Source organism: Pseudomonas sp. GW821-FHT01E05 (genome assembly GCF_059422425.1).
This window is the reverse complement of the sequence record NZ_JBWKWW010000005.1, coordinates 447885-471642: the sequence shown is the minus strand read 5'-3', so window position 1 is coordinate 471642 and position 23758 is coordinate 447885. Positions and strand designations below refer to the sequence as shown.

Annotated in this window: 16 protein-coding genes and 1 pseudogene; 9 read left to right on the top strand and 8 right to left on the bottom strand. The window is 60.0% G+C overall.

All coding sequences use genetic code 11. The features are described from left to right. Positions 1–130 precede the first annotated feature (130 nt). Positions 131–1471, bottom strand: coding sequence for a substrate-binding domain-containing protein (locus tag AC07W5_RS14040; RefSeq protein ID WP_495023639.1), 1341 nt, complete (start codon positions 1469–1471; stop codon positions 131–133). 124 nt (positions 1472–1595) lie between these two features. Then, positions 1596–2408 (bottom strand): exodeoxyribonuclease III, encoded by an 813-nt coding sequence (gene xthA / locus AC07W5_RS14035; protein ID WP_495023600.1) that lies wholly within the window; start codon positions 2406–2408, stop codon positions 1596–1598. Positions 2409–2604: 196 nt separating this feature from the next. Here xthA and AC07W5_RS14030 point away from each other — a divergent pair, with 196 nt between their 5' ends. The 7 genes and pseudogenes from AC07W5_RS14030 to AC07W5_RS14000 all read left to right on the top strand — a co-directional run. Beyond that, the gene (locus AC07W5_RS14030; protein ID WP_494995741.1) at positions 2605–3255 is read left to right on the top strand and encodes a GNAT family N-acetyltransferase; all 651 of its coding nucleotides are present in this window, start codon (positions 2605–2607) and stop codon (positions 3253–3255) included. A 66-nt stretch (positions 3256–3321) separates the two neighbouring features. Further along, complete coding sequence (locus AC07W5_RS14025; RefSeq protein ID WP_495023599.1) at positions 3322–5049, top strand: autotransporter assembly complex protein TamA; 1728 nt, start codon at positions 3322–3324, stop codon at positions 5047–5049. After that, on the top strand, positions 5046–8717 hold the full coding sequence (locus AC07W5_RS14020) for a translocation/assembly module TamB domain-containing protein (RefSeq protein WP_495023598.1): 3672 nt from the start codon (positions 5046–5048) through the stop codon (positions 8715–8717). Before AC07W5_RS14025 ends, AC07W5_RS14020 begins: the two co-directional genes overlap by 4 nt. Before the next feature lie 261 nt (positions 8718–8978). After that, positions 8979–9452, top strand: coding sequence for a MarR family winged helix-turn-helix transcriptional regulator (locus tag AC07W5_RS14015; RefSeq protein WP_495013617.1), 474 nt, complete (start codon positions 8979–8981; stop codon positions 9450–9452). After that, complete coding sequence (locus AC07W5_RS14010) at positions 9449–10918, top strand: efflux transporter outer membrane subunit (protein WP_495023597.1); 1470 nt, start codon at positions 9449–9451, stop codon at positions 10916–10918. Before AC07W5_RS14015 ends, AC07W5_RS14010 begins: the two co-directional genes overlap by 4 nt. Positions 10919–10933: 15 nt before the next feature. Beyond that, a complete protein-coding gene (locus AC07W5_RS14005) occupies positions 10934–12136 on the top strand; it encodes an HlyD family secretion protein (protein WP_494995736.1) in 1203 nt (400 codons plus the stop codon). Positions 12137–12206: 70 nt separating this feature from the next. Next, positions 12207–13610 (top strand): annotated as a pseudogene (locus AC07W5_RS14000) (DHA2 family efflux MFS transporter permease subunit); the annotation flags it as partial. A 1-nt stretch (position 13611) separates the two neighbouring features. On the opposite strand, the gene lpxH reads toward AC07W5_RS14000, so the two are convergent. Then, the gene (gene lpxH, locus AC07W5_RS13995; protein WP_495011528.1) at positions 13612–14364 is read right to left on the bottom strand and encodes a UDP-2,3-diacylglucosamine diphosphatase; all 753 of its coding nucleotides are present in this window, start codon (positions 14362–14364) and stop codon (positions 13612–13614) included. Continuing rightward, positions 14361–14864, bottom strand: a complete 504-nt coding sequence (locus AC07W5_RS13990) for a peptidylprolyl isomerase (RefSeq protein WP_495011527.1) — start codon at positions 14862–14864, stop codon at positions 14361–14363. Before AC07W5_RS13990 ends, lpxH begins: the two co-directional genes overlap by 4 nt. Positions 14865–15124: 260 nt before the next feature. Here AC07W5_RS13990 and AC07W5_RS13985 point away from each other — a divergent pair, with 260 nt between their 5' ends. Both AC07W5_RS13985 and cysS read left to right on the top strand, forming a co-directional pair. After that, positions 15125–16822 (top strand): glutamine--tRNA ligase/YqeY domain fusion protein, encoded by a 1698-nt coding sequence (locus AC07W5_RS13985; protein WP_495023596.1) that lies wholly within the window; start codon positions 15125–15127, stop codon positions 16820–16822. Between the two features lie 20 nt (positions 16823–16842). Continuing rightward, positions 16843–18225 carry a cysteine--tRNA ligase gene (gene cysS, locus AC07W5_RS13980; protein WP_494993356.1) on the top strand — a complete coding sequence of 461 codons (1383 nt, stop codon included), beginning with the start codon at positions 16843–16845 and terminating at the stop codon, positions 18223–18225. Positions 18226–18538: 313 nt separating this feature from the next. Here cysS and nuoN read toward each other — a convergent pair whose 3' ends face one another. The 4 genes from nuoN to nuoK are packed head-to-tail and all read right to left on the bottom strand — an operon-like array spanning position 18539 to position 23755. Continuing rightward, positions 18539–20002: an NADH-quinone oxidoreductase subunit NuoN gene (gene nuoN / locus AC07W5_RS13975; RefSeq protein WP_495011526.1), complete on the bottom strand. Its 1464-nt coding sequence runs from the start codon at positions 20000–20002 to the stop codon at positions 18539–18541. 7 nt (positions 20003–20009) lie between these two features. Further along, entirely contained in the window at positions 20010–21542 is a 1533-nt protein-coding gene (gene nuoM, locus AC07W5_RS13970) for an NADH-quinone oxidoreductase subunit M (protein ID WP_495023595.1), read from the bottom strand. Between the two features lie 39 nt (positions 21543–21581). Further along, complete coding sequence (nuoL, locus tag AC07W5_RS13965) at positions 21582–23435, bottom strand: NADH-quinone oxidoreductase subunit L (protein WP_494993353.1); 1854 nt, start codon at positions 23433–23435, stop codon at positions 21582–21584. After that, positions 23432–23755 (bottom strand): NADH-quinone oxidoreductase subunit NuoK, encoded by a 324-nt coding sequence (nuoK, locus tag AC07W5_RS13960; RefSeq protein ID WP_495011524.1) that lies wholly within the window; start codon positions 23753–23755, stop codon positions 23432–23434. Before nuoK ends, nuoL begins: the two co-directional genes overlap by 4 nt. Positions 23756–23758: the final 3 nt, after the last annotated feature.

The following is a 23758-nucleotide window of genomic DNA, read 5'->3' as shown; positions in this document are numbered from 1 at the left end:
TTCATCGCGAGCAAGCCCGCTCCCACATTGGATTTTCGGCGTGTGCACAATCTGTGCTCGACGCTGATCTAATGTGGGAGCGGGCTTGCTCGCGATAGCATCAGCCCAGTCAATGCAGCACTTCCAGAACTCAATACACCCAAACCTCCACCCGCCGGTTTTTGATCCGGCCTTCATCCGCGCTATTGGCCGCCACTGGCATTTCGGCGCCAAAGCCGCGGATTTCGCGAAACACCACACCGTTTTTGACCAGTTCGCGTCGCACCGCCATGGCCCGTAGCTTCGACAACAAAGCCGCCCGCGCGGTATCGCTCTTGGCATCGCCAAAACCCACCAGCGTGACGTGTTTATTGAGTTTGTCGTGGAGCCTTAAATAGTCGAGCACCCGCGACAGATCCTGCCGGGCCTTGTTGTCCAGGGTGGCGCTGCCTTCGGCGAAGCGAAAATTCACCGTCAGCCGTTGTGCCAGGCGGGCGATGGCTTGATAGCCTTCAGGCATCTGTGGGCTGGGCGCTACCGTCATCGCTTGTACTGTCTGAGCGATAAAACCATTGGCCGCAACAATTGACTGGCCTTTGCTGCTTTGGGCGAATGCCACCAACGCGTTGGCCCACGGGTTTTGCCCGTTGGGCGGCAGGTAAAAGAACAGGCGCCGCGACAGCGGATAGTCTTCGGTGGCGATCAGGCTGGCGCGGGGCAACATCGGCTGCGAGTCGCCGTCGACAATCGCCACGGCTTTGGCCTGCCGCACATACGGCAGGCCGATAAAGCCAATGCCTTGAGGATCCTGGCTGACCGCGTCGGAAAGCTGTTCGCTGGATTCGAAGCGTTGAGCCGCGCTGTCCAGGGTTTTGCCATGATGACTCAACACCAGCTCCTTGAAGGTGTCGTAGGTGCCCGAATGATCATCCCGTGCATACAGGTGGATCGGCCCGCCAGTACCGCCAAGTTCTTCCCAGTCTTTCACCTCGCCACTGAAAATCCGTGCCAGTTGCTCGGTGTTTAATTGGTTCAAGGGGTTGTGCGGGTGAAGGATAATCGCCAGCCCATCAATGGCGATCACTTGCTCGGCACCGGGGCTTTTCAAGTCGCCAAGGGCTTTCAGGTCGACCAGCTCACTGTCCTTGATCGGCCGCGATGAAGCAGCCAGGTCGGCGTTCGCCGTTTTAAGTGCACTAAAGCCGGTGCTGGAACCGTGGGCGGCGATATCCACCACGACCCGGCGTCCTTGCTCGGTTTTGCCGACGATGCGCTGCTCGTTGTCTTTACCCTGGATGACGTTGTGAACCTCGCGCAAGCCTTGCGCTTCCATCAGCCCCCTGACCAGCGCCGGACCCAGCGCGGCACCGATAGTGTTGGAGCCCTGAATACGCAGGGCAGGGCCATGGTCCGGGGTCGCTAGCTCGCTGGCGAAGACCGGAAAAGACAGCAAGCCGCAAAGCATCGTCACAAACAGCGCGCGCAGCATCAGGCCGGCACCTTCTAAGGTCAAAGGAAGTGCCGGGAGAATAAGTCAGTAAGGTTGCTGCAATATGACAGCTTGCCAGCAGCTGTGAGATCGTTCCCACGCGGCGCGTGGGAACGATCAAGCGCGATCAGCTCAATTCGAGCCAGATCGGCGCATGATCGGAAGGTTTTTCCATGGCGCGCAAATCGTAGTCGACACCGGCAGCCTTGATTCGCGGCAACAGACCTTGAGAGGCCATGATCAGGTCGATGCGCAGACCGCGTTTGGGCTCGTCTTCGAAGCCGCGACTGCGGTAGTCGAACCAGCTGAAGCGATCCGAGACATCCGGGTTCAGGTGACGAAAACTGTCCACCAGGCCCCAGTTTTTCAGGCGGGCCATCCACACGCGCTCTTCCGGCAGGAAGCTGCACTTGCCGGTTTTCAGCCAGCGCTTGGCGTTGTCCGCACCGATACCAATGTCGCAGTCTTCCGGGGAAATGTTCACGTCACCCATCACGATCAGCGGCTGGTCGCTGCTGAACTGCGTTTCCAGCAGCTGCTGCAAATCGTTGTAAAAACGTTGCTTGGCCGGGAATTTGGTCGGGTGGTCACGGTTTTCACCCTGTGGGAAATAGCCGTTCATGATGGTCACCGGTACGCCGTTGGCATCGGCGAAAGTGCCCCAGATAAAGCGTCGCTGAGCGTCTTCTTCATCACTGGCAAAGCCTTTATGCAGTGCGATCGGTGCCAGGCGCGAGAGCAGGGCGACGCCGTAATGGCCCTTTTGCCCGTGGTAATGCACGTGGTAACCCAGGGCCTGAACTTCGGCCAGGGGGAACTGGTCGTCATGGACCTTGGTTTCCTGCAGGCCGATCACGTCCGGCTGGTGCTTCTCGATCAGCGCGGCCAGCTGATGGGGCCGGGCGCGCAGGCCGTTGATGTTGAACGAGACGATCTTCATGGTCGACAGTCCTGGCAAAACTGCGATGCTAGCCGACAAGTCCGACGGCGGCCAGCGTGGCGGTTCGCAAGATGGGGCGCTAACCGGTTGCGGGGAGGTGTCGCGCCTGCGCGGCGGGTTGACCACAATCTCCAAGTCTGGTCTATACCTTGTGGGAGAGGGCCTTTTGAGTCGCGTCCAGGGGAGATCATTCGTTATGCCTGAAACCTCAACAGCCATCGCCGACATCCATATGCTCGACAGCGGCTATTCCCGCGAAGCGCGTTCCTTGCTGTATCAGGCCTACCGGCATGAGCCGACCTTTGGCTTTCTGTTCGAGGCAGAGCGACCCGGTTATGAGCAACGGGTCCGGGCAACGGTGCGTGAACTGGTCAAACAGCATTTCTTTCAGGATTTGCCAGCCATCGGCCTGCTGGTCAACGACCGACTGATCGGCATTGCCCTGATCGCACCACCGCAACGCCGCCTGGGCATCACCGAAAGTTGGGCCTGGCGCCTGCGTATGGTGCTGAGCGCCGGGTTTCGTTGCACGCGCCGTTATCTGGAATATCACGCGGCGGTGGCGGCCTGCCTGCCGTCCGATGCGGTTCACGTCCTGCCGCTGCTGGGAATTCACCCGCAATTCCAGGGCAAGCACTTCGGCGAACAACTTCTGGCAGCGGTGCATAACTGGTGCGCAGAAGACGAGCACTCTGAGGGCGTGGTGCTCGATACCGGAGACTCTCGTTATCTGGAGTTCTATAAGCGTCAGGGTTACGAGGAGATTGGTGAGGTTGCTATAGGACCTGTCCGCGAGCATGTGTTTTTTCACCCCAATCCGCAGGTGTTACAAACAGCAACTGCTTAATGTAGAGCTTTGCAGTCACTGCCGGGCTCTATCACGCTCCCAAGCTCGTGATAGCATCCGTGCCCTATGAAGTATCCAGGAAGATTCACCAGCGGCTTGCTCATGCTGGTCACAAGCTGTGTGGCGTTGGCACAAAGTGAATTGGATGTGCGGATCAAACCGTCAAACGATGAACTGAAGGCCAACGTAGAGGGCTATATCGGTGGCCTTGGCGATCGCGACGAAGAAGCCTTGTTGCGCTTCAGTCGTGGCGCCGAAGAGCAAGCGAGAAAGGCCGCCCAGGCCTTGGGTTTCTATCAGCCGCAGATCAATAGCGAAGTCAGCGGCGGCAAGTCGCCACGGTTGGTGTTGAACATTGACCCCGGTGAGCCTGTGCACCTGCGCAATGTCACCCTGCGTATCGATGGCCCCGCAGCTTCCCTCAAAGCCTTCCGCGTACCGAAAAGCGATCAGCTGAAATCCGGCGCCGTGCTCAATCACGGCCATTATGAAGAGGCCAAGCGGCTGATCCAGAATCAGGCATCGCGCTATGGCTTTTTCAGCGGACGCTTTACCAGCCAGAAATTATCAGTCGATCCCCAGGCCGGTGTCGCCGACATCGAACTGATCTATGACAGCGGCCCGCGCTATGCCTTGGGCAAGGTCAGCTTCGCCGGTGACACACCGTTCGATGAAGATTTGCTGCAACGCATGGTGCCGTTCAAGGCCGGCGCCCCCTACGATTCCGAACTGATCGCCGAACTCAATCAGTCGTTGCAGTCGAGCGGCTATTTTGAAGGCATACGGGTCGATGCCGCGCCCGCCGCCGCTGCCAACGATGTGATCCCGGTGGCGGTGCGGCTGGAAACCCGCAAGCCACGGACCATGGGCCTGGGCCTGGGTTTCTCCACCGATGTCGGTCCGCGCGCCAAGGCTAACTGGACCCGGCATTGGGTCAACCCCCAGGGTGACAGTTACGGCTGGGAGACCGAAGTGTCCGCACCGCGGCAGAACGTCGGCGTGTGGTATGACGTGCCGCTGGACCCGCCGCTCACCGATAAACTGCGCTTTGCCGGGGGCTATCAATATGAAGAAATCGCCCATACCGATAGCCTGAGCAAGCTGCTCACGGTCGGTCCCGAGTGGCACAGCAAACTGCCCGGCGGCTGGCAACGAGTGATCTCGCTGAAATGGCAACGGGAAGAGTTTCGCCTCGGCGACGATTCGGGGTTGAGCAACTTGCTGATGCCGGGTGTCAGCTATTCCTACTTGCGCAGCGACAACCGCGTCGACCCGCACAATGGCTATCGTCTGCAATTCGACGCCAAGGTGGCCAAGGAAGGGTTGGCGTCGGACACCAACTTGCTCTATGGCACTGCACTGCTCAAAGGCCTGACCACCGTCTGGGACAAGCACCGCTTCCTGGGGCGCGTGCAGTTCGGCGGCAGCGCCACCAATGGCTATAAATCGGTTCCGCCATCACTGCGTTTCTTCGCCGGTGGTGATCAAAGCGTGCGCGGGTACGACTATCAGAGCCTGTCTCCGGAAAACTCCAATGGTGATCGCATCGGTGGTCGCTACATGGTCGCTGGTAGCGTCGAGTATCAATACTCCATCGCCGAGAAATGGCGGGTCGCGACCTTCATCGACCAGGGCAACTCGTTCAACACACTCGAACTGCCGAACCTCAAGACCGGCGTCGGCATCGGCGTACGCTGGGTCTCGCCGGTCGGACCGCTGCGTCTGGACCTCGCCCATGCGATGGATGACCAAGGCGGCATTCGGTTGCACTTTTCCATGGGGCCTGAGCTTTGAATCGTGGTTTGAAAATAGCGCTGCTGGCGATACTTACGCTGGTGATGGTCGTTTTGCTGGCGCTGGCTACGTTGCTTGGAACCCAGGCTGGCAGCCAGTGGGCCCTTGGGCGGGTACCGGGTTTGACGGTAGACAATTTCCAGGGCCGTCTGGGCGGCCAATGGAGCGCCGACCACCTGCTCTGGCAGCAGGACAGCGGCCGGGTCGAACTGATCAAGCCGGTTTTTGCCTGGTCGCCGTTGTGTCTTGCGCGCGTGACCTTGTGCATCGAGCAACTGCGCGTCGAGCAGGTCAGCCTGCAATTTCCATCGAGTACAAATGAGAGCAGCGGCCCCGTCAGCCTGCCCGAACTGAAACTGCCACTGGCTATCGAGTTGGGTGAAGTGCAGATCGGCCGCCTGCTGTTCAACGGCAGCGAACAACTCAAGGGCTTGCAACTGGCGGCCCGGTGGACGGTCAAGGGCTTGCAGATCGACGCCTTGCACCTGCAACGCGATGGCCTGAGCCTGGACCTGTCGGGCCTGTTGCAACCAAGCGGTAACTGGCCGCTGACGGCTGAAGGCACGTTGACCTTGCCGGCGCCGGGCACCGCACCGTGGGCGCTGGCGTTGAAAGTCGACGGCGATTTGCTCAAGACCCTTAACCTCAAAGCCGACAGCAGCGGCTACCTGCAAGGCCAATTGACCGGTGAGCTGCAACCGCTGGTGGAGAATCTGCCCGCTCAAGTGCGCATCACTGCGAATGGCTTCAAGGCCAGCGCCGACTTGCCGGACACGCTGCAACTCAATCAACTCGAATTGACCGGCAAAGGCGATCTGAAAGACGGTTATCAACTGTTGGGCAAAGCCACCTTGCCTGCCGAGCAGGGGCCGGTCGACCTGCTGCTGCAAGGTAAGGTCGACGCCAAGGGCGCGCAAATTGCCGCGCTGGACCTCAGTGCCAGCGCCGAGCAAAGTCTCAAGCTTACCGGGCAACTGGACTGGAGCGAGGGCTTCAGCGTTGAAGCCAGGATCGACTGGCTGAACTTCCCTTGGCATCGGCTCTATCCGCTGATCGACGAACCGGCAGTGGCGCTGCGCACCTTCAACGCTGAAGTGTCCTATCGCGATGGCAACTATCTGGGCAATTTCAAGGCCGCGCTCGATGGCCCGGCGGGGGCGTTCAGCCTGAGCAGCCCGTTCAGTGGCGACCTGACAAAAATCTTCTTGCCGCAGTTCAAGCTTGCAGCCGGGCAGGGTAAGGCCGAAGGGCATTTGAATCTGCAGTTTGCCGATGGCATCGCCTGGGACACGGCGCTGGACCTGTCGGCGATCAACCCGGCGTATTGGCTGGCGGAGTTGCCGGGCAATCTCGCTGGACCGTTGCGCAGCAAAGGCGAAATGAAAAACCGGCAACTGAGCCTGAATGCTGACCTGGACCTCAAGGGCAAACTGCGCGGTCAACCTGCCGTGTTTCAGGCCAAGGCCGATGGTGGCGGTGAGCAATGGAGCCTGAGTGCGCTGGATATTCGCCTGGGTGACAACCGCATTAACGGCAAGGGCAGCCTGCACAACCAACTGGCCGGGCAGCTCGATATCCAGATGCCGCGCCTTGGCCAACTCTGGCCGCAATTGCGCGGTCAGCTCAATGGGCGTCTTGATCTCACCGGCACCTTGAAAGCGCCGCAAGGCAAGCTGAGCCTGCACGGTCTGCAATTGGTGATGGCCGACAATCGCCTGCAAAGCCTGAACCTGGACGCCAGCCTCGACAGCGCCCAACGCGCGCGTATCGACCTCAAAGGCAGCGGTATCCAGACCGCAAATACGCAATTGGGCACGCTGACGGCCAGCGGCCAGGGCGATGTCAAAAACCAGAAATTGCAACTGGACCTCCAGGGGCCGATGCTCAAGCTGGCGCTGGGGCTGGACGGCAATCTGGATAAAGGCAACTGGCGCGGACGTTTGGCCAGTGGTGACATACAGGCTGGCGGCCAGGACTGGAAGTTGCAGAACCCGGCGAAACTCGAACGCCTGGCCGACGGCAAAGTGACCTTTGCCGCTCATTGCTGGATGTCCGGGCAAGCCAGCCTGTGCGGTGAAGACCAGCGGCTGATGCCTGAGCCCAAGTTGCGCTACCACCTCAAGCAGTTCCCGATTGAAAGCCTGGCGCAATGGTTGCCGAAGGATTTCGCCTGGCAGGGAAAGCTCAATGCCGACCTGCAACTCGATCTGCCGGCCAGCGGCCCGAAAGGTCAGATCATGGTCGACGCGAGCGGCGGTACGCTGCGTATGCGCGAAAAAGGCCAGTGGCTGGATTTCCCTTACCAGACACTCAAGCTCAATAGCACCCTGGGCCCCAAACGCATCGATACCCAGCTCGACTTCGTCGGTGCCAGGCTCGGCGAACTGATGGTGCAGGCGCAGGTCAACCCGTTTCCGAAGAACAAGCCGCTGACCGGCTCTTTCCGGCTCAACGGTCTGGATCTATCGGTGGCGCGGCCGTTTGTGCCGATGGTCAAGAAGCTGTCCGGGCATTTGAACGGCAATGGCAGTTTGTCCGGCGGTTTATTCGCGCCCCAGGTCAATGGCAGCCTGACCCTTAGCGATGGCGAAATCTCAGGGCCTGAATTGCCCACCAGTTTCGAGGCGCTGCAGATTCAGGCGCTGATCGTCGGTGAAAGCGTGCAACTGAACGGTGGCTGGAAAAGCGGCAAAACCGGGCAGGGCACATTGAATGGAAATGTAGCCTGGGGCGAAGCGCTGGTGGTTGATTTGAGCCTCAAAGGCTCGCAGCTGCCGGTCACGGTCGAGCCCTATGCGGTGCTGGAAGTGGCACCGGACCTGAAAATTTCGATGAAGAACGACAAGCTGGCGATTGCCGGCAAGGTGCAGGTGCCTAAAGGCGAAATCACCATCCGTGAGTTGCCGCCGTCGACGGTCAAAGTCTCGGGTGACACAGTGATCGTTGGCCATCAGACCGAAGAGGGCAAGCCGCCGATGGTCATGGCGATGGACATCGACGTCGAGGTGGGTAAGGACAAGCTCAGCTTCAGTGGCTTTGGCTTGACCGCCAATCTACAAGGTCAGGTGCATATCGGCGACAACCTGGATACCCGAGGCGAGCTCTGGCTCAACGATGGCCGTTATCGCGCCTACGGCCAGCGCCTGACCGTTCGTCGTGCACGGTTGTTGTTCGCAGGTCCCATCGATCAACCGTATCTGGACATCGAAGCGATTCGTCAGACCGACGACGTGATCGCCGGCATTCGCCTGAGCGGCAACGCCGAGCAGCCAACCACGCAGATCTTCTCCGAGCCGGCCATGAGCCAGGAGCAGGCGTTGTCCTATCTGGTTCTGGGGCGTCCGCTGAGCACCACCGGAGAAGACAACAACATGCTGGCCCAGGCGGCGTTGGGTCTGGGGCTGATGAGCAGTTCGAGTATTACCGGTGGTCTGGCCAAGGACCTGGGAATTCAGGACTTCCAGCTCGACACTCAGGGCAGCGGCAACACCACCAGCGTGGTCGCCAGCGGCAACATCTCCGAGCAGCTCAGTTTACGCTACGGGGTTGGGGTGTTTGAGCCCGCCAATACCATCGCGCTGCGTTACAAGCTGAGCAAGAAGGTCTATCTGGAGGCCGCCAGCGGCATCGCCAGTTCACTGGATATCTTCTACAAGCGGGATTTCTAATACGGGGAAATGCGTTGAACCAATAATTCTTTAACTTACCGGCATTAGGGCAAGCCCCCTCGCCACAATGACCGCGCAAGTCGTGGTTTCAGTGACTCAGCACTCTCCCTTCTAAGCATCAATCGCTCATAACCCCTTCGCCCTAAAACCCGCCATTTATCACCTGATTACAAAGCCTCCTAACTATTTCGTTGACATTCGCTGCCTAGGCAGTAATATCTCGAAACAGACTCTCTGCCTAGGCAGCTAATTGGTGGTCAGATGAAACATTTCACGCCGGACGATTTTAAAAATTGCCATCTCGGTCTGCTGCTGGGGCGCGCTGCGCTGCTCAAGGACCGGATCATCGACACGCACATGGAACCCCACGGCATCACCGCCGCGCAGTTCAAGGTGCTGATCATCATGGCCCAGTTCGGCGTCGATACACCGGCCGAGTTGTGCCGGCATCTGTCCCTGGACAGCGGTTCGATGACCCGCATGCTCGATCGTCTGGAACAGAAGGGGTTTCTTGTCCGCCAGCGCTCCGAAGGCGACCGCCGTCAGGTGCAACTGGTGCTGACCGAGGAAGGCCAGCAGCTGGCCGACCGTTTGCCACACATCGGTGCCGAGGCGATGAACGAACTGGCAGGCGCCATCACTCCAGATGAATTGAAAACCCTGGAACAGATCCTGAAGAAAATTTTGCTGGCGGCCGGTGACTCGATCACCTTGCTGCGGGTAGGTGACAAATGAGCAGTAAAACCTTGCGTACCGGCCTCAGCCTGGTGCTGTTGGCCATGAGCCTGGCCGGGTGCGCCAGCTACAGTGGCCTGAACACCCAAGGCGTGAGCCTCGATGCGAAAACCTTGAAGGCTGGGCAATCCCTCAGCGGTGTAACCCTGTCGCCGGCAGCGTGGCCAAAGAGCGACTGGTGGAAAAGCCTCGGCGACCCACAGCTCGATGGTCTGATCCGTGAAGCCCTGCACGACAGCCCGGACATGCAGATCGCCGACGCCCGTGCCCACCAGGCCAGCGCCGCCGCTTATGCTGCCGATGCCGCGCGGATGCCGACCCTCGATGCCAGTGCCAGTGTCAGCCGCTCGCGGTTGGCTCGTGACAAGGACCCGACCAGAGTGGGTGGCACTTACTCCACAGTGCGCAGTATTGGCGCCAGTTTCAATTACACCTTCGACCTCTGGGGCGGCCAGCGTGCCACCTGGGAAGCGGCGCTGGGCCAGGCCCGTGCTGCCGAAGTCGATCAGCAAGCCGCGCAACTGACCTTGTCGGCCGACGTTGCTCGCGCCTACAGCAACCTGGGCCAGGCCCACATCGTCTATGACCTGGCCAACGATGACCTCAAGCGCACTCGGCAAATGCTTGATCTGAGCAAGCGTCGGCTGAGTTCCGGTATCGACAGCCAATACCAGTATCAACAAACCGAAAGCCTGGAAGCCGGCTCCGAAGCCACGTTGATCGACGCCGAAAAGACCCTTCAGAGCGCGAAAATCGCCCTGGCCGTGCTGCTCGGTAAAGGCCCGGATCGTGGCAACGACATTGCCCGGCCGAAAATCCTTCAGGCCAGCGCCGTGGCGTTGCCATCGACACTGCCGGCCGAGTTGCTCGGTCGTCGCCCGGACCTGATCGCCGCGCGTTGGCGGGTCGAGGCGGCGAGCAAAAACATCGACGCAGGTAAAACAAAGTTCTACCCGAATCTCAACTTGAGCGCGGCCGCCGGCGCCGAATCGTTGTTGGGTGACGCGATGTTTGGCTCGGCGAGCCGCTTCTTCAATATTGTGCCAACCGTGTCGTTGCCGATCTTCGATGGCGGCCGCTTGCGCGCCAACCTCGATGCTCGCGACGCCGACTACGACCTCGCCGTCGCGCAGTACAACAAGACTCTGGTGAAAGCGTTGGGGGATGTCAGCGACACGATTTCCCAGTTGCGTGACATCGGCCGGCAGATCGGTGCGCAGCAACACGCCACCGACATCGCTCAGGATTCTTACAACACCGTGGTCCAGCGCTTCGGTTCCGGTATCGGTAACTACCTGGACGTGCTCAGCATCGAGCAGCAACTGCTGCAGGCCCAGCGTCAACTGGCAAACCTGAATGCCGAGCAAATCGATCTCTCGATTCAACTGATGCAGGCTCTGGGCGGCGGGTTTCAGGCCGACACCATGGCCGCGGCCAACCCAACCCCAGCCACGCGGACTGAATAATTCAAGGTACTTGTCATGGCCACTGAAGAAACAATCAACACTGCTCAAAACGCCCAGGACGACGGCAATTCGCGCAAGCGCAAAGTCATGCTGCTGATGTTGGCCGTCATCGTCGTCCTCAGCGGGCTGGGCGTCTGGAGCTGGCACCAGTTCTACGGTCGCTGGAGTGAAAGCACTGACGACGCCTACGTGAATGGCAACGTGGTGGAAATCACCCCGTTGGTCACCGGCACGGTCGTGAGCATCGGCGCCGATGACGGCGACCTGGTGCATGAAGGCCAGGTGCTGGTCAACTTCGACCCGAATGACGCCGAAGTCGGTTTGCAGAGCGCTCAGGCCAACCTGGCCCGCACTGTGCGTCAGGTCCGCGGCCTGTACAGCAACGTCGATGGCATGAAAGCGCAAGTTGGCGCGCAGAAAGCCGCGGTGCAAAAAGCCCAGGACAACTTCAATCGCCGAAAAAATCTGGCGGCCGGCGGGGCGATTTCCCAAGAGGAGCTGTCCCACGCTCGCGATGACCTGACCTCGGCGCAAAACGCCTTGGCCAATGCGCAACAGCAACTCAATACCACCAGCGCGTTGGTGGACGACACCGTGGTTTCGTCCCACCCGGACGTGCAGGCCGCCGCTGCGCAATTGCGTCAGGCCTACCTGAGCGATGCCCGCAGCACCTTGATCGCACCCGTCACCGGCTATGTCGCCAAACGCACCGTGCAACTCGGTCAGCGGGTTCAACCAGGCACGGCGTTGATGGCGGTGATCCCGCTGGATCAGTTGTGGATCGACGCCAACTTCAAGGAAACCCAGCTGCGGGACATGCGCATTGGTCAGCCGGTGGACATTGAGACGGATGTCTACGGCAGCGACGTGAAATACAGAGGCACCATCGACAGCCTCGGTGCGGGCACCGGCAGTGCCTTTGCCTTATTGCCGGCACAGAACGCCACCGGCAACTGGATCAAGATCGTCCAACGGGTACCGGTGCGCATTCATATCAACGCCGAAGAACTCGCCAGGCACCCGCTGCGGGTCGGTCTGTCGACTCAGGTTGAGGTCAATCTGCACGACCAGAGCGGTCCGGTGCTGGCGCAACAACCGCCGCAAAAGGCTTCTTTCAGCACCAGCGTCTATGACCGTCAGTTGGCTGAAGCCGATGCGATGATTACGCAGTTAATCCACGACAACAGCGCGGCCGTGAGCAAAACGGCCCAACGCTGATTCGCCAGTCCGTCAGCTGCGGCCCAAAGCCCTGTGGTCGCAGCGTCAGCTTCGTTTCAAAGGATTCGCGATGAGCAATAACGCTTCTTTCACTCCACCCAGCCTGCTGTTCAGTACCATCGGTCTGTCGCTGGCGACATTCATGCAGGTGCTCGACACCACCATCGCCAACGTGGCCTTGCCGACGATTTCCGGCAACCTCGGCGTGAGTTCGGAGCAGGGCACCTGGGTTATCACTTCGTTTGCCGTGAGTAACGCCATCGCGCTGCCGTTGACCGGTTGGCTCAGTCGGCGCTTCGGTGAAGTGAAGCTGTTTATCTGGGCAACGCTGCTGTTCGTCCTGGCATCGTTTCTGTGTGGAATCTCTACCTCCATGCCTGAACTGGTGGGCTTTCGGGTCCTGCAAGGGGTGGTGGCGGGGCCGTTGTATCCAATGACCCAGACCCTTCTGATTGCGGTCTATCCGCCGGCGAAGCGGGGGATGGCACTGGCACTGCTGGCGATGGTCACGGTGGTCGCACCGATTGCCGGTCCCATCCTCGGCGGCTGGATCACCGACAGTTACAGCTGGCCGTGGATCTTCTTCATCAACGTGCCCATAGGCCTGTTTGCCGCGTTCGTGGTTACCCAACAGATGAAAAAACGCCCGGTGGTCACCAGTCGCCAGCCGATGGACTACGTCGGTCTGATCGCGTTGATCATCGGTGTCGGGGCTTTGCAGATCGTCCTCGATAAAGGCAACGATGCTGACTGGTTCGAATCCAGCTTCATCATTGTCGGCACGGTGATTTCGGTGATCGCCCTGGCATTCTTCGTGATCTGGGAAATGACCGATGAACATCCGGTGGTCAACCTGCGGCTGTTCGCCCACCGCAACTTCCGCTATGGCACCATTGTGCTGGTATTGGGTTACGCCGGGTTCTTCGGGATCAACCTGATTCTGCCTCAATGGTTGCAGACGCGGCTGGGCTACACCGCGACCTGGGCCGGTTTTGCCGTAGCACCGTTGGGTATCTTGCCGGTGTTGCTGTCGCCCTTCGTCGGTAAATACGCACCGAAATTCGACATGCGGGTGCTGGCGGGCGGCGCGTTCCTGGCCATCGGCATAAGCTGTTTCATGCGCGCCGGGTTCACCAATGAAGTGGACTTCCAGCATATCGCCCTGGTGCAGCTGTTCATGGGGATCGGCGTGGCGCTGTTCTTCATGCCGACCCTGACCATCCTGCTATCGGACCTGCCACCGAGCCAGATCGCCGACGGCTCGGGTCTGGCGACGTTCCTTCGGACCCTGGGCGGCAGCTTCGCGGCGTCACTGACCACCTGGATCTGGATTCGCCGGGCCGATCAGCATCACGCCTACCTGACTGAAAGCATCAATACCTTTGAGCCGGCGACCCGCGAGGCGTTGACGCATCTGGGCGGGGCAGGGGTCAAGGCTTACACGCAGCTGGATCAGATGGTGATTAGCCAGGCTCCTACAGATGGGGTAGTGCGGCTACCGAGGGTGGCACAAAATCAAACGCTGCCAGCTGAAACCCTTGCTCATCGACCTGCAACGCCCAGCCCTGACGATCCCAATCGCCCAGCACAATGCGCCTGGCCGCCTGCTCGCCAATCTGCAGTTTGTGGATGGCAGGGCGGTGGGTGTGGCCGTGGACCAGGGTTTTCACGCCGTACTGCTGCATGATCCGCGGGATTTCCTCGGGGGTGACGTCGACGATGTCGTTGGCTTTCATCCGGTTTTGCGCGCGGCTTTCGCTGCGCAGCTTGCGCGCCAGTTTGTGCCGGGTGCGCAGCGGCAGATGGCGCAGCACGAACAAGGTGACGGGATTGCGCAGGTAACGGCGCAATTTCATGTAGCTTTCATCGCGGGTGCAGAGGCTGTCGCCGTGCATCAACAGCACTGGCTCACCTGCGAGCTGCACGACACTCGGGTCCTTGAGCAGGGTGCAGCCGGCTGCTTTGCAGAAGGCCTTGCCGAGCAGGAAGTCGCGATTGCCGTGCATCAGAAAAATCTGTGTGCCGCTCTCGCTGAGTTCGCGAAGAGCCTGGCAAATGGAGCGTTGGAAGGAGGTCATGGCGTCGTCGCCAATCCACACCTCGAAAAAGTCGCCCAGAATGTACAGCGCGGTCGCCGAGCGGGCGCGGGTGGCGAGCAAATCCAGAAACGCCCGGGTAATGTCCGGGCGCTCCTCTTCCAGATGTAAATCTGAAATCAGCAATATCACTCAATGATCTCGGCTTTCTCGATGATCACGTCGTCTGCTGGAACGTCCTGGTGGCCGGCCTTCATGGTGGTCGAAACACCTTTGATCTTGTCGACGACGTCGGTGCCGGCGGTCACTTTACCGAACACGGCATAACCCCAGCCCTGAACGTTCTTGCCGCTGTGGTTGAGGAAGCTGTTGTCGGCAACGTTGATGAAGAACTGCGCGGAGGCCGAATGCGGCTCCATGGTACGCGCCATGGCGACAGTGTACTTGTCGTTGGAAAGACCGTTGTCGGCTTCGTTCTGGATGCTAGGACGCTTGTCTTTCTTTTCTTTCATGCCTGGCTCGAAACCGCCGCCCTGGATCATGAAGTTGCCGATGACACGGTGGAAAACGGTGTTTTCGTAATGGCCGGCTTTAACGTATTCGAGGAAGTTGGCAACGGTGATCGGGGCTTTCTCGGCGTTCAGCTCCAGGACGATGTCGCCGAAGTTGGTGCTCAGTTTGACTTTGCTCATATTCGTTACTCTTTCAAGGAATTCGTGGCTTTCGGGGCGCAGCATGACGCGTGCGAGCCCACACCTGTTTGGCAAAAACTCACCAAGGTGCGCAGTTTAGCGTGACGGCGGCGAATTTCGAGGCTGTTTTTCACTTCAGGCACATTAAAAGCAGCAGTTTTAGGGCCTGCTCTGTCAGGTGCTTGACAGCATCGGCTATGATAGGCGCTTTGATTTATCAGGCCCGCTACCTGGCCACGCACTTGTACGTCAAGGATCCTATGAGCAAGCCCACTGTCGACCCTACCTCGAATTCCAAGACCGGACCTGCCGTTCCAGTCAACTTCCTGCGCCCGATCATCCAGGCGGACCTGGACTCGGGTAAGCACACGCAGATCGTGACCCGCTTCCCGCCAGAGCCCAACGGCTACCTGCACATCGGTCACGCCAAGTCGATCTGTGTGAACTTCGGCCTGGCCGAAGAGTTCGGTGGCGTCACGCACCTGCGTTTTGACGACACCAACCCGGCCAAGGAAGACCAGGAATACATCGACGCCATTGAAAGCGACATCAAATGGCTGGGCTTCCAATGGTCCGGTGAAGTGCGCTATGCCTCGCAGTATTTCGACCAGTTGCACGATTGGGCGGTGGAGCTGATCAAGGCTGGCAAGGCCTACGTTTGCGACCTGACCCCGGAGCAAGCCAGGGAATACCGTGGCAGCCTGACCGAGCCGGGCAAGAACAGTCCGTTCCGTGAGCGCAGCGTCGAAGAGAACCTCGACCTGTTCGCCCGCATGAAGGCTGGCGAATTCAAGGATGGCGCGCGCGTACTGCGAGCGAAGATCGACATGGCCTCGCCGAACATGAATCTGCGCGACCCGATCCTGTATCGCATCCGTCACGAGCACCACCACCAGACCGGTGACAAGTGGTGCATCTACCCGAACTACGACTTCACCCACGGTCAGTCGGACGCCATCGAAGGCATCACCCACTCGATCTGCACCCTGGAGTTCGAAGGCCACCGCCCGCTGTACGACTGGTTCCTCGACAACCTGCCAGTTCCGGCGCACCCGCGTCAGTACGAGTTCTCGCGGTTGAACCTGAACTACACCATCACCAGCAAGCGCAAGCTCAAGCAGTTGGTCGACGAGAAACACGTTAACGGCTGGGACGACCCGCGCATGTCCACACTGTCGGGTTTCCGGCGCCGTGGCTACACCCCGAAATCGATCCGCAACTTCTGCGACATGGTCGGCACCAACCGTTCCGAAGGCGTGGTCGACTTCGGCATGCTGGAATTCAGCATCCGCGACGACCTCGACCACAGCGCCCCGCGTGCCATGTGCGTGCTGCGTCCGCTGAAAGTCGTGATCAGCAACTACCCGGAAGGCCAGGTCGAGAACCTCGAACTGCCGTGCCACCCGAAAGAAGACATGGGCGTACGGGCTCTGCCGTTCGCCCGTGAGATCTACATCGACCGTGAAGACTTCATGGAAGAGCCGCCAAAAGGCTACAAACGCCTGGAACCGAATGGCGAAGTGCGTCTGCGCGGCAGCTACGTGATCCGTGCCGAAGAAGCGATCAAGGACGCCGATGGCAACATCGTCGAACTGCGTTGCTCGTACGATCCGGACACCCTGGGCAAGAACCCTGAAGGCCGCAAGGTCAAAGGCGTGATTCACTGGGTGCCGGCAGCGGCCAGCGTCGAGTGTGAAGTTCGTCTGTACGATCGCCTGTTCCGTTCGCCGAACCCTGAGAAGGCCGAAGACAGCGCCGGTTTCCTGGACAACATCAACCCTGATTCGCTGCAGGTGCTTACCGGTTGTCGTGCTGAGCCTTCGTTGGGCAATGCACAGCCGGAAGACCGTTTCCAGTTCGAGCGCGAAGGTTACTTCGTCGCGGATATCAAGGACTCGAAACCCGGTCACCCGGTATTCAACCGCACCGTGACCCTGCGTGATTCGTGGGGCCAGTGATTTAGAGCCAAGGAACAATCGTGCTTACGATCTACAACACGCTCACCAAGAGCAAAGAAGTCTTCAAGCCGCTGGATGGCAACAAGGTGCGCATGTACGTCTGCGGGATGACCGTGTACGACTACTGCCACCTGGGCCACGGGCGCAGCATGGTTGCGTTTGACCTGGTGACCCGCTGGTTGCGGTTCAGCGGTTATGACCTGACCTACGTGCGTAACATCACCGACATCGAAGACAAGATCATCAATCGCGCCCGTGAAAACGGCGAGCCGTACGACGTGTTGACCGAGCGCATGATCGCGGCGATGCATGAAGACGAGTCGCGCTTGAACATCCTCAAGCCGGACATGGAGCCACGGGCTACCGATTACATCCCCGGCATGCAGGCGATGATCCAGACCTTGATCGACAAGGGCTATGCCTACGCGCCGGGCAACGGCGACGTGTACTACCGCGTCGGCAAGTTCATGGGTTACGGCAAGCTGTCGCGCAAGAAGATCGAAGACCTGCGCATCGGCGCCCGCATCGAAGTCGACGAGTCGAAACAGGACCCGCTGGACTTCGTCCTGTGGAAAGCCGCCAAGCCGGGCGAGCCGAGCTGGGAATCGCCGTGGGGCGCCGGGCGTCCGGGCTGGCACATCGAGTGCTCGGTGATGTCGACCTGCTGCCTGGGCGAGACCTTCGACATTCATGGCGGTGGCAGCGACCTCGAGTTCCCGCACCATGAAAACGAAATCGCCCAGAGCGAAGCGGCCACTGGCAAGACCTACGCCAACGCGTGGATGCATTGCGGGATGATTCGCATCAATGGCGAGAAGATGTCCAAGTCCTTGAACAACTTCTTCACCATTCGCGACGTCCTCGACAAGTACCACCCGGAAGTCGTGCGTTACCTGTTGGTGTCGAGCCACTACCGCAGCGCGATCAACTACTCGGAAGACAACCTCAAGGACGCCAAAGGCGCTCTGGAGCGTTTCTACCACGCGTTGAAAGGCCTGCCGACGGTTCCGGCCGCCGGTGGCGAAGCCTTCGTCGAGCGTTTTACCCAAGTGATGAACGACGACTTCGGCACGCCGGAAGCCTGCGCGGTGCTGTTCGAGATGGTCCGTGAGATCAATCGTCTGCGTGAGAGCGATCTGAACGCAGCGGCCGGTCTGGCGGCACGCTTGAAAGAACTGGCCAGCGTGCTCGGTGTGTTGCAACTGCAAGCCGACGACTTCCTGCAAGCAGGTGCCGAAGGTCGGGTCGATGCAGCAGAAGTCGATGCGCTGATTCAGGCGCGCCTGACAGCCCGTGCCAACAAGGACTGGGCCGAGTCGGACCGCATCCGCGACCAGCTCACCGCCATGGGCGTGGTGCTGGAGGACGGCAAGGGCGGCACGACGTGGCGCCTGGCTGACTAAGGCCGGCGTTTGCTGCAAACAAAAACCCGCCTTGTGCGGGTTTTTGTTTATGCAAAGGTCGGGTTGATTGTTTGATCGTTTGATTGATCGTTCCCACGCTCCGCGTGGGAATGCAGCCCGGGACGCTCCGCGTCCCAACAGCGGACGCAGAGCGTCCATTGAGGCGTTCCCAGGCAGAGCGTGGGAACGATCATTTCAGCCGCTACCGGTCTCTTTGCAGGCACTTTCCGGGAAAGGGGAGAGCAGCCCCCCAAACGCAAAAACGGCACCCGAAGGTGCCGTTTCTGTTTTCTGCTGCCTGTCGCTTAAGCGATCAACCGGCCAGGCCTGTCTGCTGAACCAGCGTCAGCAACGGCTGTGGGTACAGGCCGAGGAAGAACGCCAGAACAGCGATGGCCAGCAGCATGACGCCACCGGCACGTTGTTCCCAGTGCAGCTGGGCGTCAACGCGACGCAGGTTCGGTTCGATCAGATACAGAGTGACCATCACACGCAGGTAGTAGAAGACGCCGATGGCACTACCCAGTACCAGAGAGCCGACCAGCCACCACTGGTGGGATTCGACACCGGTGGCGATGATGTAGAACTTGCCGATGAAGCCTGCGGTCAGCGGAATGCCGGCCAGCGACAGCATCATTACGGTCAGCACGGCGGTCAGGTACGGACGGCGCCAGAACAGGCCGCGGTATTCGTACAGGGCATCTGCGTCGCGGCCTTTGTACGGCGAGGACATCAGGGTGATTACGCCGAATGCGCCGAGGCTGGTGATCACGTAGGTGACCAGGTAAACGCCGATGGCTTCCACTGCCAGACCTTTGCTCGCCACCAGGGCGATCAGCAGGTAACCGAAGTGCGCGATGGAGGAGTAACCCAGCAGACGCTTGAGGTTGCTCTGGGTCAGTGCCAGCAGGTTACCAAACAGGATCGAGGCGATCGCAATGATGGTCAGAACGTTGCTCAGTATGCCACTGCTGGCCACCGGCGAGATCTGGAACAGACGCAGCATCACCGCGAATACCGCAACCTTGCTCGCGGTGGCGAGGAAGGCTGCGACCGGAGCAGGAGCGCCTTCGTACACGTCGGGGGTCCAGAGGTGGAAGGGCACCAGCGACAACTTGAACGCCAGGCCGATCAGCATCATGGCCAGGCCCAGTTGCGCGATCGGGCTTGGCAGACCGGTAGCGGCCAGTGCGTGACCGATGCCGCTGAAGCTCAGGGTACCGGCCTCTGCGTAAAGCAGCGCCATGCCGAACAACAGGAACGCGGAACCGGCGGCCGACAGCACCATGTACTTGATGCCGGCTTCCAGGGAGCGCTTGTTGAAGAAGGCATACGCCACCAGGCCGTAGACTGGAACCGAGAGCAGTTCCAGGCCGACGAACAAGCCGGCCAGGTGCTGCGCGCTGACCAGAACCAAACCGCCGGCCGCAGCCATCAGGATCAGCAGGTACAGCTCTTCGCGGTTGCCCGGGTAACCCGTACTGCCATCGCCGAGGTAGGCGTGGGCGAGGGTCACACAGGCCAGGGTAGCGACCAGGATCAACGCCATGTAGAGGCAGGCGAAGCTATCGATCTGCAGCAGCGGGGTCACGGCCAGAGGCGCGACTTTCAGGGCCGGGAGGATCGACAGCAGGGCCAGGTTGAGACCGGCTACTGAAAGCAGGAAGGTCTGTGAGTGGTTGCGACGCCAGGCGATCGCCATCATCACCACGATAATCGTGGCGCTGGTAATCAGCAGCGGCGCAAGCGCGATAAAGTGTTGAGTCGTCAGGTCCATAGCGCTCTTACCGGGCCGAAGCGAGTTGAGTGGAGGCGGTGCCGAACCATTGCTGCACGCCATGCATCGTCGCGGCAGAGGTATCGAGGAACGGTTGCGGGTAAATGCCGATGTAGACCAGCAGCCCTGCAAGTCCAACCACCATGATCAGTTCGCGAGCATCCATGCCGTGCAGTATTTCGTCCGACCTGGACGGGCCGAAGTAGGCACGGTGGATCATGATCAGCGAATAGACCGAACCGAACACCAGGCCGGAAGTGGCAATCGCGGTGATCCATGGCGCTCTGGCAAAGTTGCCCAGCAGGATCAGGAATTCGCCGACGAAGTTACCGGTACCCGGCAAACCCAGCGAAGCGGCTGCAAAGAACAGGCTGACCGCCGGCAGATACGCAATGCGTGACCACAGGCCACCCATCTCGCGCATGTCGCGAGTGTGCATGCGCTCGTACAACTGGCCGCTGATGATAAAGAGTGCGGCTGCCGAAACACCGTGCGCCAGCATCTGCATCACCGCGCCTTGCAGCGCCAGCTGGCTGCCGGAGTAGATCCCGATCAGCACGAAGCCCATGTGCGCAACGCTGGAGAAGGCGATCAGACGCTTGATGTCGGTTTGGGCGAACGCCAGGAACGCACCGTAGAAGATCCCGACCAGACCCAGGGTCATGGCGATCGGCGCGAACTCGGCCGAAGCATTCGGGAACAGCGGCAGGGCGAAACGCAACATCCCATAAGCAGCGGTCTTCAACAAGATACCGGCCAGGTCGACGGAACCGGCGGTCGGCGCCTGGGCGTGCGCATCCGGTAGCCAGGAGTGGAACGGCACCACGGGCAGCTTCACCGCGAAGGCGATGAAGAAGCCGAGCATCAGGATGTATTCGGTGGTCTGCGACATCTTGGTTTTCAGCAGCTGGGAGTAATCGAACGTGATCACCCCGGTGCTGTTGAAGTTGACCAGCACCAGACCCAGGATCGCCACCAACATGATCAGGCCGCTGGCCTGGGTGAAGATGAAGAACTTGGTCGCCGCGTAGATCCGGGTTTTCTTGCCATCCGATGAACTGTGACCCCAGAGCGCGATGAGGAAGTACATCGGCACCAGCATCATTTCCCAGAAGAAGAAGAACATGAACAGGTCGAGGGCGAGGAACACACCGACGACACCGCCCAGGATCCACATCAGGTTCAGGTGGAAGAAGCCCACGTGACGCTGGATCTCTTTCCAGGAGCAGAGTACCGAGAGGACACCCAGCAGACCGGTCAGCAGGATCATCAACAGCGACAGGCCGTCGAGGGCCAGGTGCACGTTGATGCCGAAGCGCTCGATCCAGACGTGCTTGAACTCAATCACCCAGGTCGGATCGGCGCCAGGCGCCGGTGCAAATGAATAGTCACCATGGGCCCACAGCCAGAGGCCAAGAGCGAGTTCCAGGGACATGGTCAGCAACGCAATCCAGCGTGGCAGGGTAGCGCCGAAGCGCTCACCCATCCAGCACAGCAGGCCGCCGATAAAGGGGATCAGGATTAGCCAAAGCAGAATCATGACGGGCTCAATTCCTTTCGCAATTTCGCAAGGTTCATATCAGACCGCTACCAACACAATGGCACCGATTACCAGCACGGCACCTGCGGCCATGGAAGCTGCATACCAACGCAGCTGGCCAGTCTCGGTACGGCTCAGGGAGTGATGTCCACCCTTGGCCATACGCGGGATCAAACCAATGGTCTGGTCGAGCGGGTCTTTGCGCAGTACATGGTTGATCATCAGGTACGGCTTGACGAACAGCTTGTCGTAGATCCAGTCGAAGCCCCACGCGGCGAACCACCAGGCCGAGAGCAGACGACCGATGCCGCTGTTGGCGATGGCGGTGACGAAGCGACGCTTGCCGAGGAACAGCAGTGCTGCCAGCAGGATACCGGACAGGGCGATAGCACCTGAGGCGATTTCCAGGCTGTGCTTGGCTTCGCCGCCGGCGTGGCCGACGCTTTCCGGCAGTACACCGTGCAGCGGTGGAACGATCATGGCGCCGATGAAGGTCGACAGGATGATCAGCACCGACAGTGGCAGCCAGTGGGCAATACCGTGACCGGCGTGGGCTTCGGTCTTCACTTCACCGTGGAACGTGATGAAGATCAGGCGGAAGGTGTACAGCGAGGTCATGAAGGCACCCACCAGACCGGCGTACAGCAGGCCGTGGTTACCGCTGGCGAAGGCTTCCCAGAGGATTTCGTCCTTGGAGTAGAAACCTGCGGTCACCAGTGGCAGGGCCGCCAGCGCGGCACCGCCGACGATGAAGCTGACGTAGGCCAAAGGCAGTTTCTTCCACAGGCCGCCCATCTTGAAGATGTTCTGCTCGTGGTGGCAGGCAACGATCACCGAACCGGATGCGAGGAACAGCAGCGCCTTGAAGAAGGCGTGGGTCATCAGGTGGAAGATCGCGCCTTCCCAGGCACCGACACCCAGGGCCAGGAACATATAGCCGATCTGGCTCATGGTCGAGTAGGCGAGGACGCGTTTGATGTCGGTCTGCACCAGCGCGGCGAAGCCGGCCAGTACCAGAGTCACGCCACCGACGATCCCTACTAGATGCAGGATATCCGGCGCCAAAGCAAACAGACCGTGGGTACGAGCGATCAGGTAGACACCGGCGGTCACCATGGTCGCGGCGTGGATCAGTGCCGAGACCGGGGTAGGGCCGGCCATCGCGTCTGCCAGCCAGGTTTGCAGCGGCAGTTGCGCGGATTTACCGACGGCACCACCGAGCAACATCAGGGTCGCCAGAACGATCCAGAAGTCGCCGACCTTGAAGTGTTCCGGAGCACGAACCATCAGCTCTTGAATGTTCAGCGTGCCCAGTTGCTGGAACAGGATGAACAGGCCGATGGCCAAGAACACGTCGCCGACACGGGTGACGATAAAGGCCTTGAGTGCGGCGTTACCGTTGTTGCGGTTGCTGTAGTAGAAACCGATCAACAGGTAGCTGCACAGGCCCACGCCTTCCCAACCGAAGTACAGGAACAGCAGGTTATCGCCCAGGACCAGGAACAGCATGCTGGCGATAAACAGGTTGGTGTAGGCGAAGAAGCGCGAGTAACCGGCTTCACCGCGCATGTACCAGGAAGCGAACAGGTGGATCAGAAAGCCCACGCCCACCACCACACCGAGCATGGTCACGGACAGACCATCCAGGTACAGGGCGAAGTTCGGCGTAAAGCCTTCCACCGCTATCCACTGCCACAACACCTGGGTGTAGTGGCCGCCTTCAGGCGGTGCGACGTTGAATTGCCAGATCACATAGGTGGCGACAATGGCCGAGAGGCCAACGGAGCCGACGCCGATCAATGCCGAGAGGTTTTCCGAGAGGCGTCCCCGAGAGAACGCCAGCAGCACAAAACCGATCAGAGGGAACAGGAAAGTCAGATAGAGAAGGTTCATCCGCGCATCTCGCTGGCAGCGTCGATATCGAGAGTGTGGAAGCGGCGATACAGCTGCAACAGAATCGCCAGGCCAATACTGGCCTCGGCGGCTGCCAGGCTGAGCACCAGGATGAACATGATCTGTCCATCCGGCTGCGCCCATCTTGCACCTGCAACGATGAAGGCCAGACCAGAGGCGTTCATCATGATCTCCAGGCTCATCAGCACAAAGAGAATGTTGCGGCGGACCATCAGGCCGACCAGACCGAGGCAGAACAGGACGCCGGCGACAGCCAGGCCATGCTCCAACGGGATAGAACCAAGAGTGATAGCAGGCATGGT

Excerpts from the sequence above, each read along its gene's own strand:
- AC07W5_RS13985 (WP_495023596.1), top strand. The coding sequence starts at position 15,125 with ATGAGCAAGCCCACTGTCGACCCTACCTCGAATTCCAAGACCGGACCT.
- nuoM (WP_495023595.1), bottom strand. The coding sequence starts at position 21,542 with ATGATTCTGCTTTGGCTAATCCTGATCCCCTTTATCGGCGGCCTGCTG.
- AC07W5_RS14005 (WP_494995736.1), top strand. The coding sequence starts at position 10,934 with ATGGCCACTGAAGAAACAATCAACACTGCTCAAAACGCCCAGGACGAC.
- AC07W5_RS14010 (WP_495023597.1), top strand. The coding sequence starts at position 9,449 with ATGAGCAGTAAAACCTTGCGTACCGGCCTCAGCCTGGTGCTGTTGGCC.
- AC07W5_RS14030 (WP_494995741.1), top strand. The coding sequence starts at position 2,605 with ATGCCTGAAACCTCAACAGCCATCGCCGACATCCATATGCTCGACAGC.
- AC07W5_RS14015 (WP_495013617.1), top strand. The coding sequence starts at position 8,979 with ATGAAACATTTCACGCCGGACGATTTTAAAAATTGCCATCTCGGTCTG.
- nuoL (WP_494993353.1), bottom strand. The coding sequence starts at position 23,435 with ATGAACCTTCTCTATCTGACTTTCCTGTTCCCTCTGATCGGTTTTGTG.
- AC07W5_RS13990 (WP_495011527.1), bottom strand. The coding sequence starts at position 14,864 with ATGAGCAAAGTCAAACTGAGCACCAACTTCGGCGACATCGTCCTGGAG.
- AC07W5_RS14025 (WP_495023599.1), top strand. The coding sequence starts at position 3,322 with ATGAAGTATCCAGGAAGATTCACCAGCGGCTTGCTCATGCTGGTCACA.
- xthA (WP_495023600.1), bottom strand. The coding sequence starts at position 2,408 with ATGAAGATCGTCTCGTTCAACATCAACGGCCTGCGCGCCCGGCCCCAT.
- nuoK (WP_495011524.1), bottom strand. The coding sequence starts at position 23,755 with ATGCCTGCTATCACTCTTGGTTCTATCCCGTTGGAGCATGGCCTGGCT.
- nuoN (WP_495011526.1), bottom strand. The coding sequence starts at position 20,002 with ATGGACCTGACGACTCAACACTTTATCGCGCTTGCGCCGCTGCTGATT.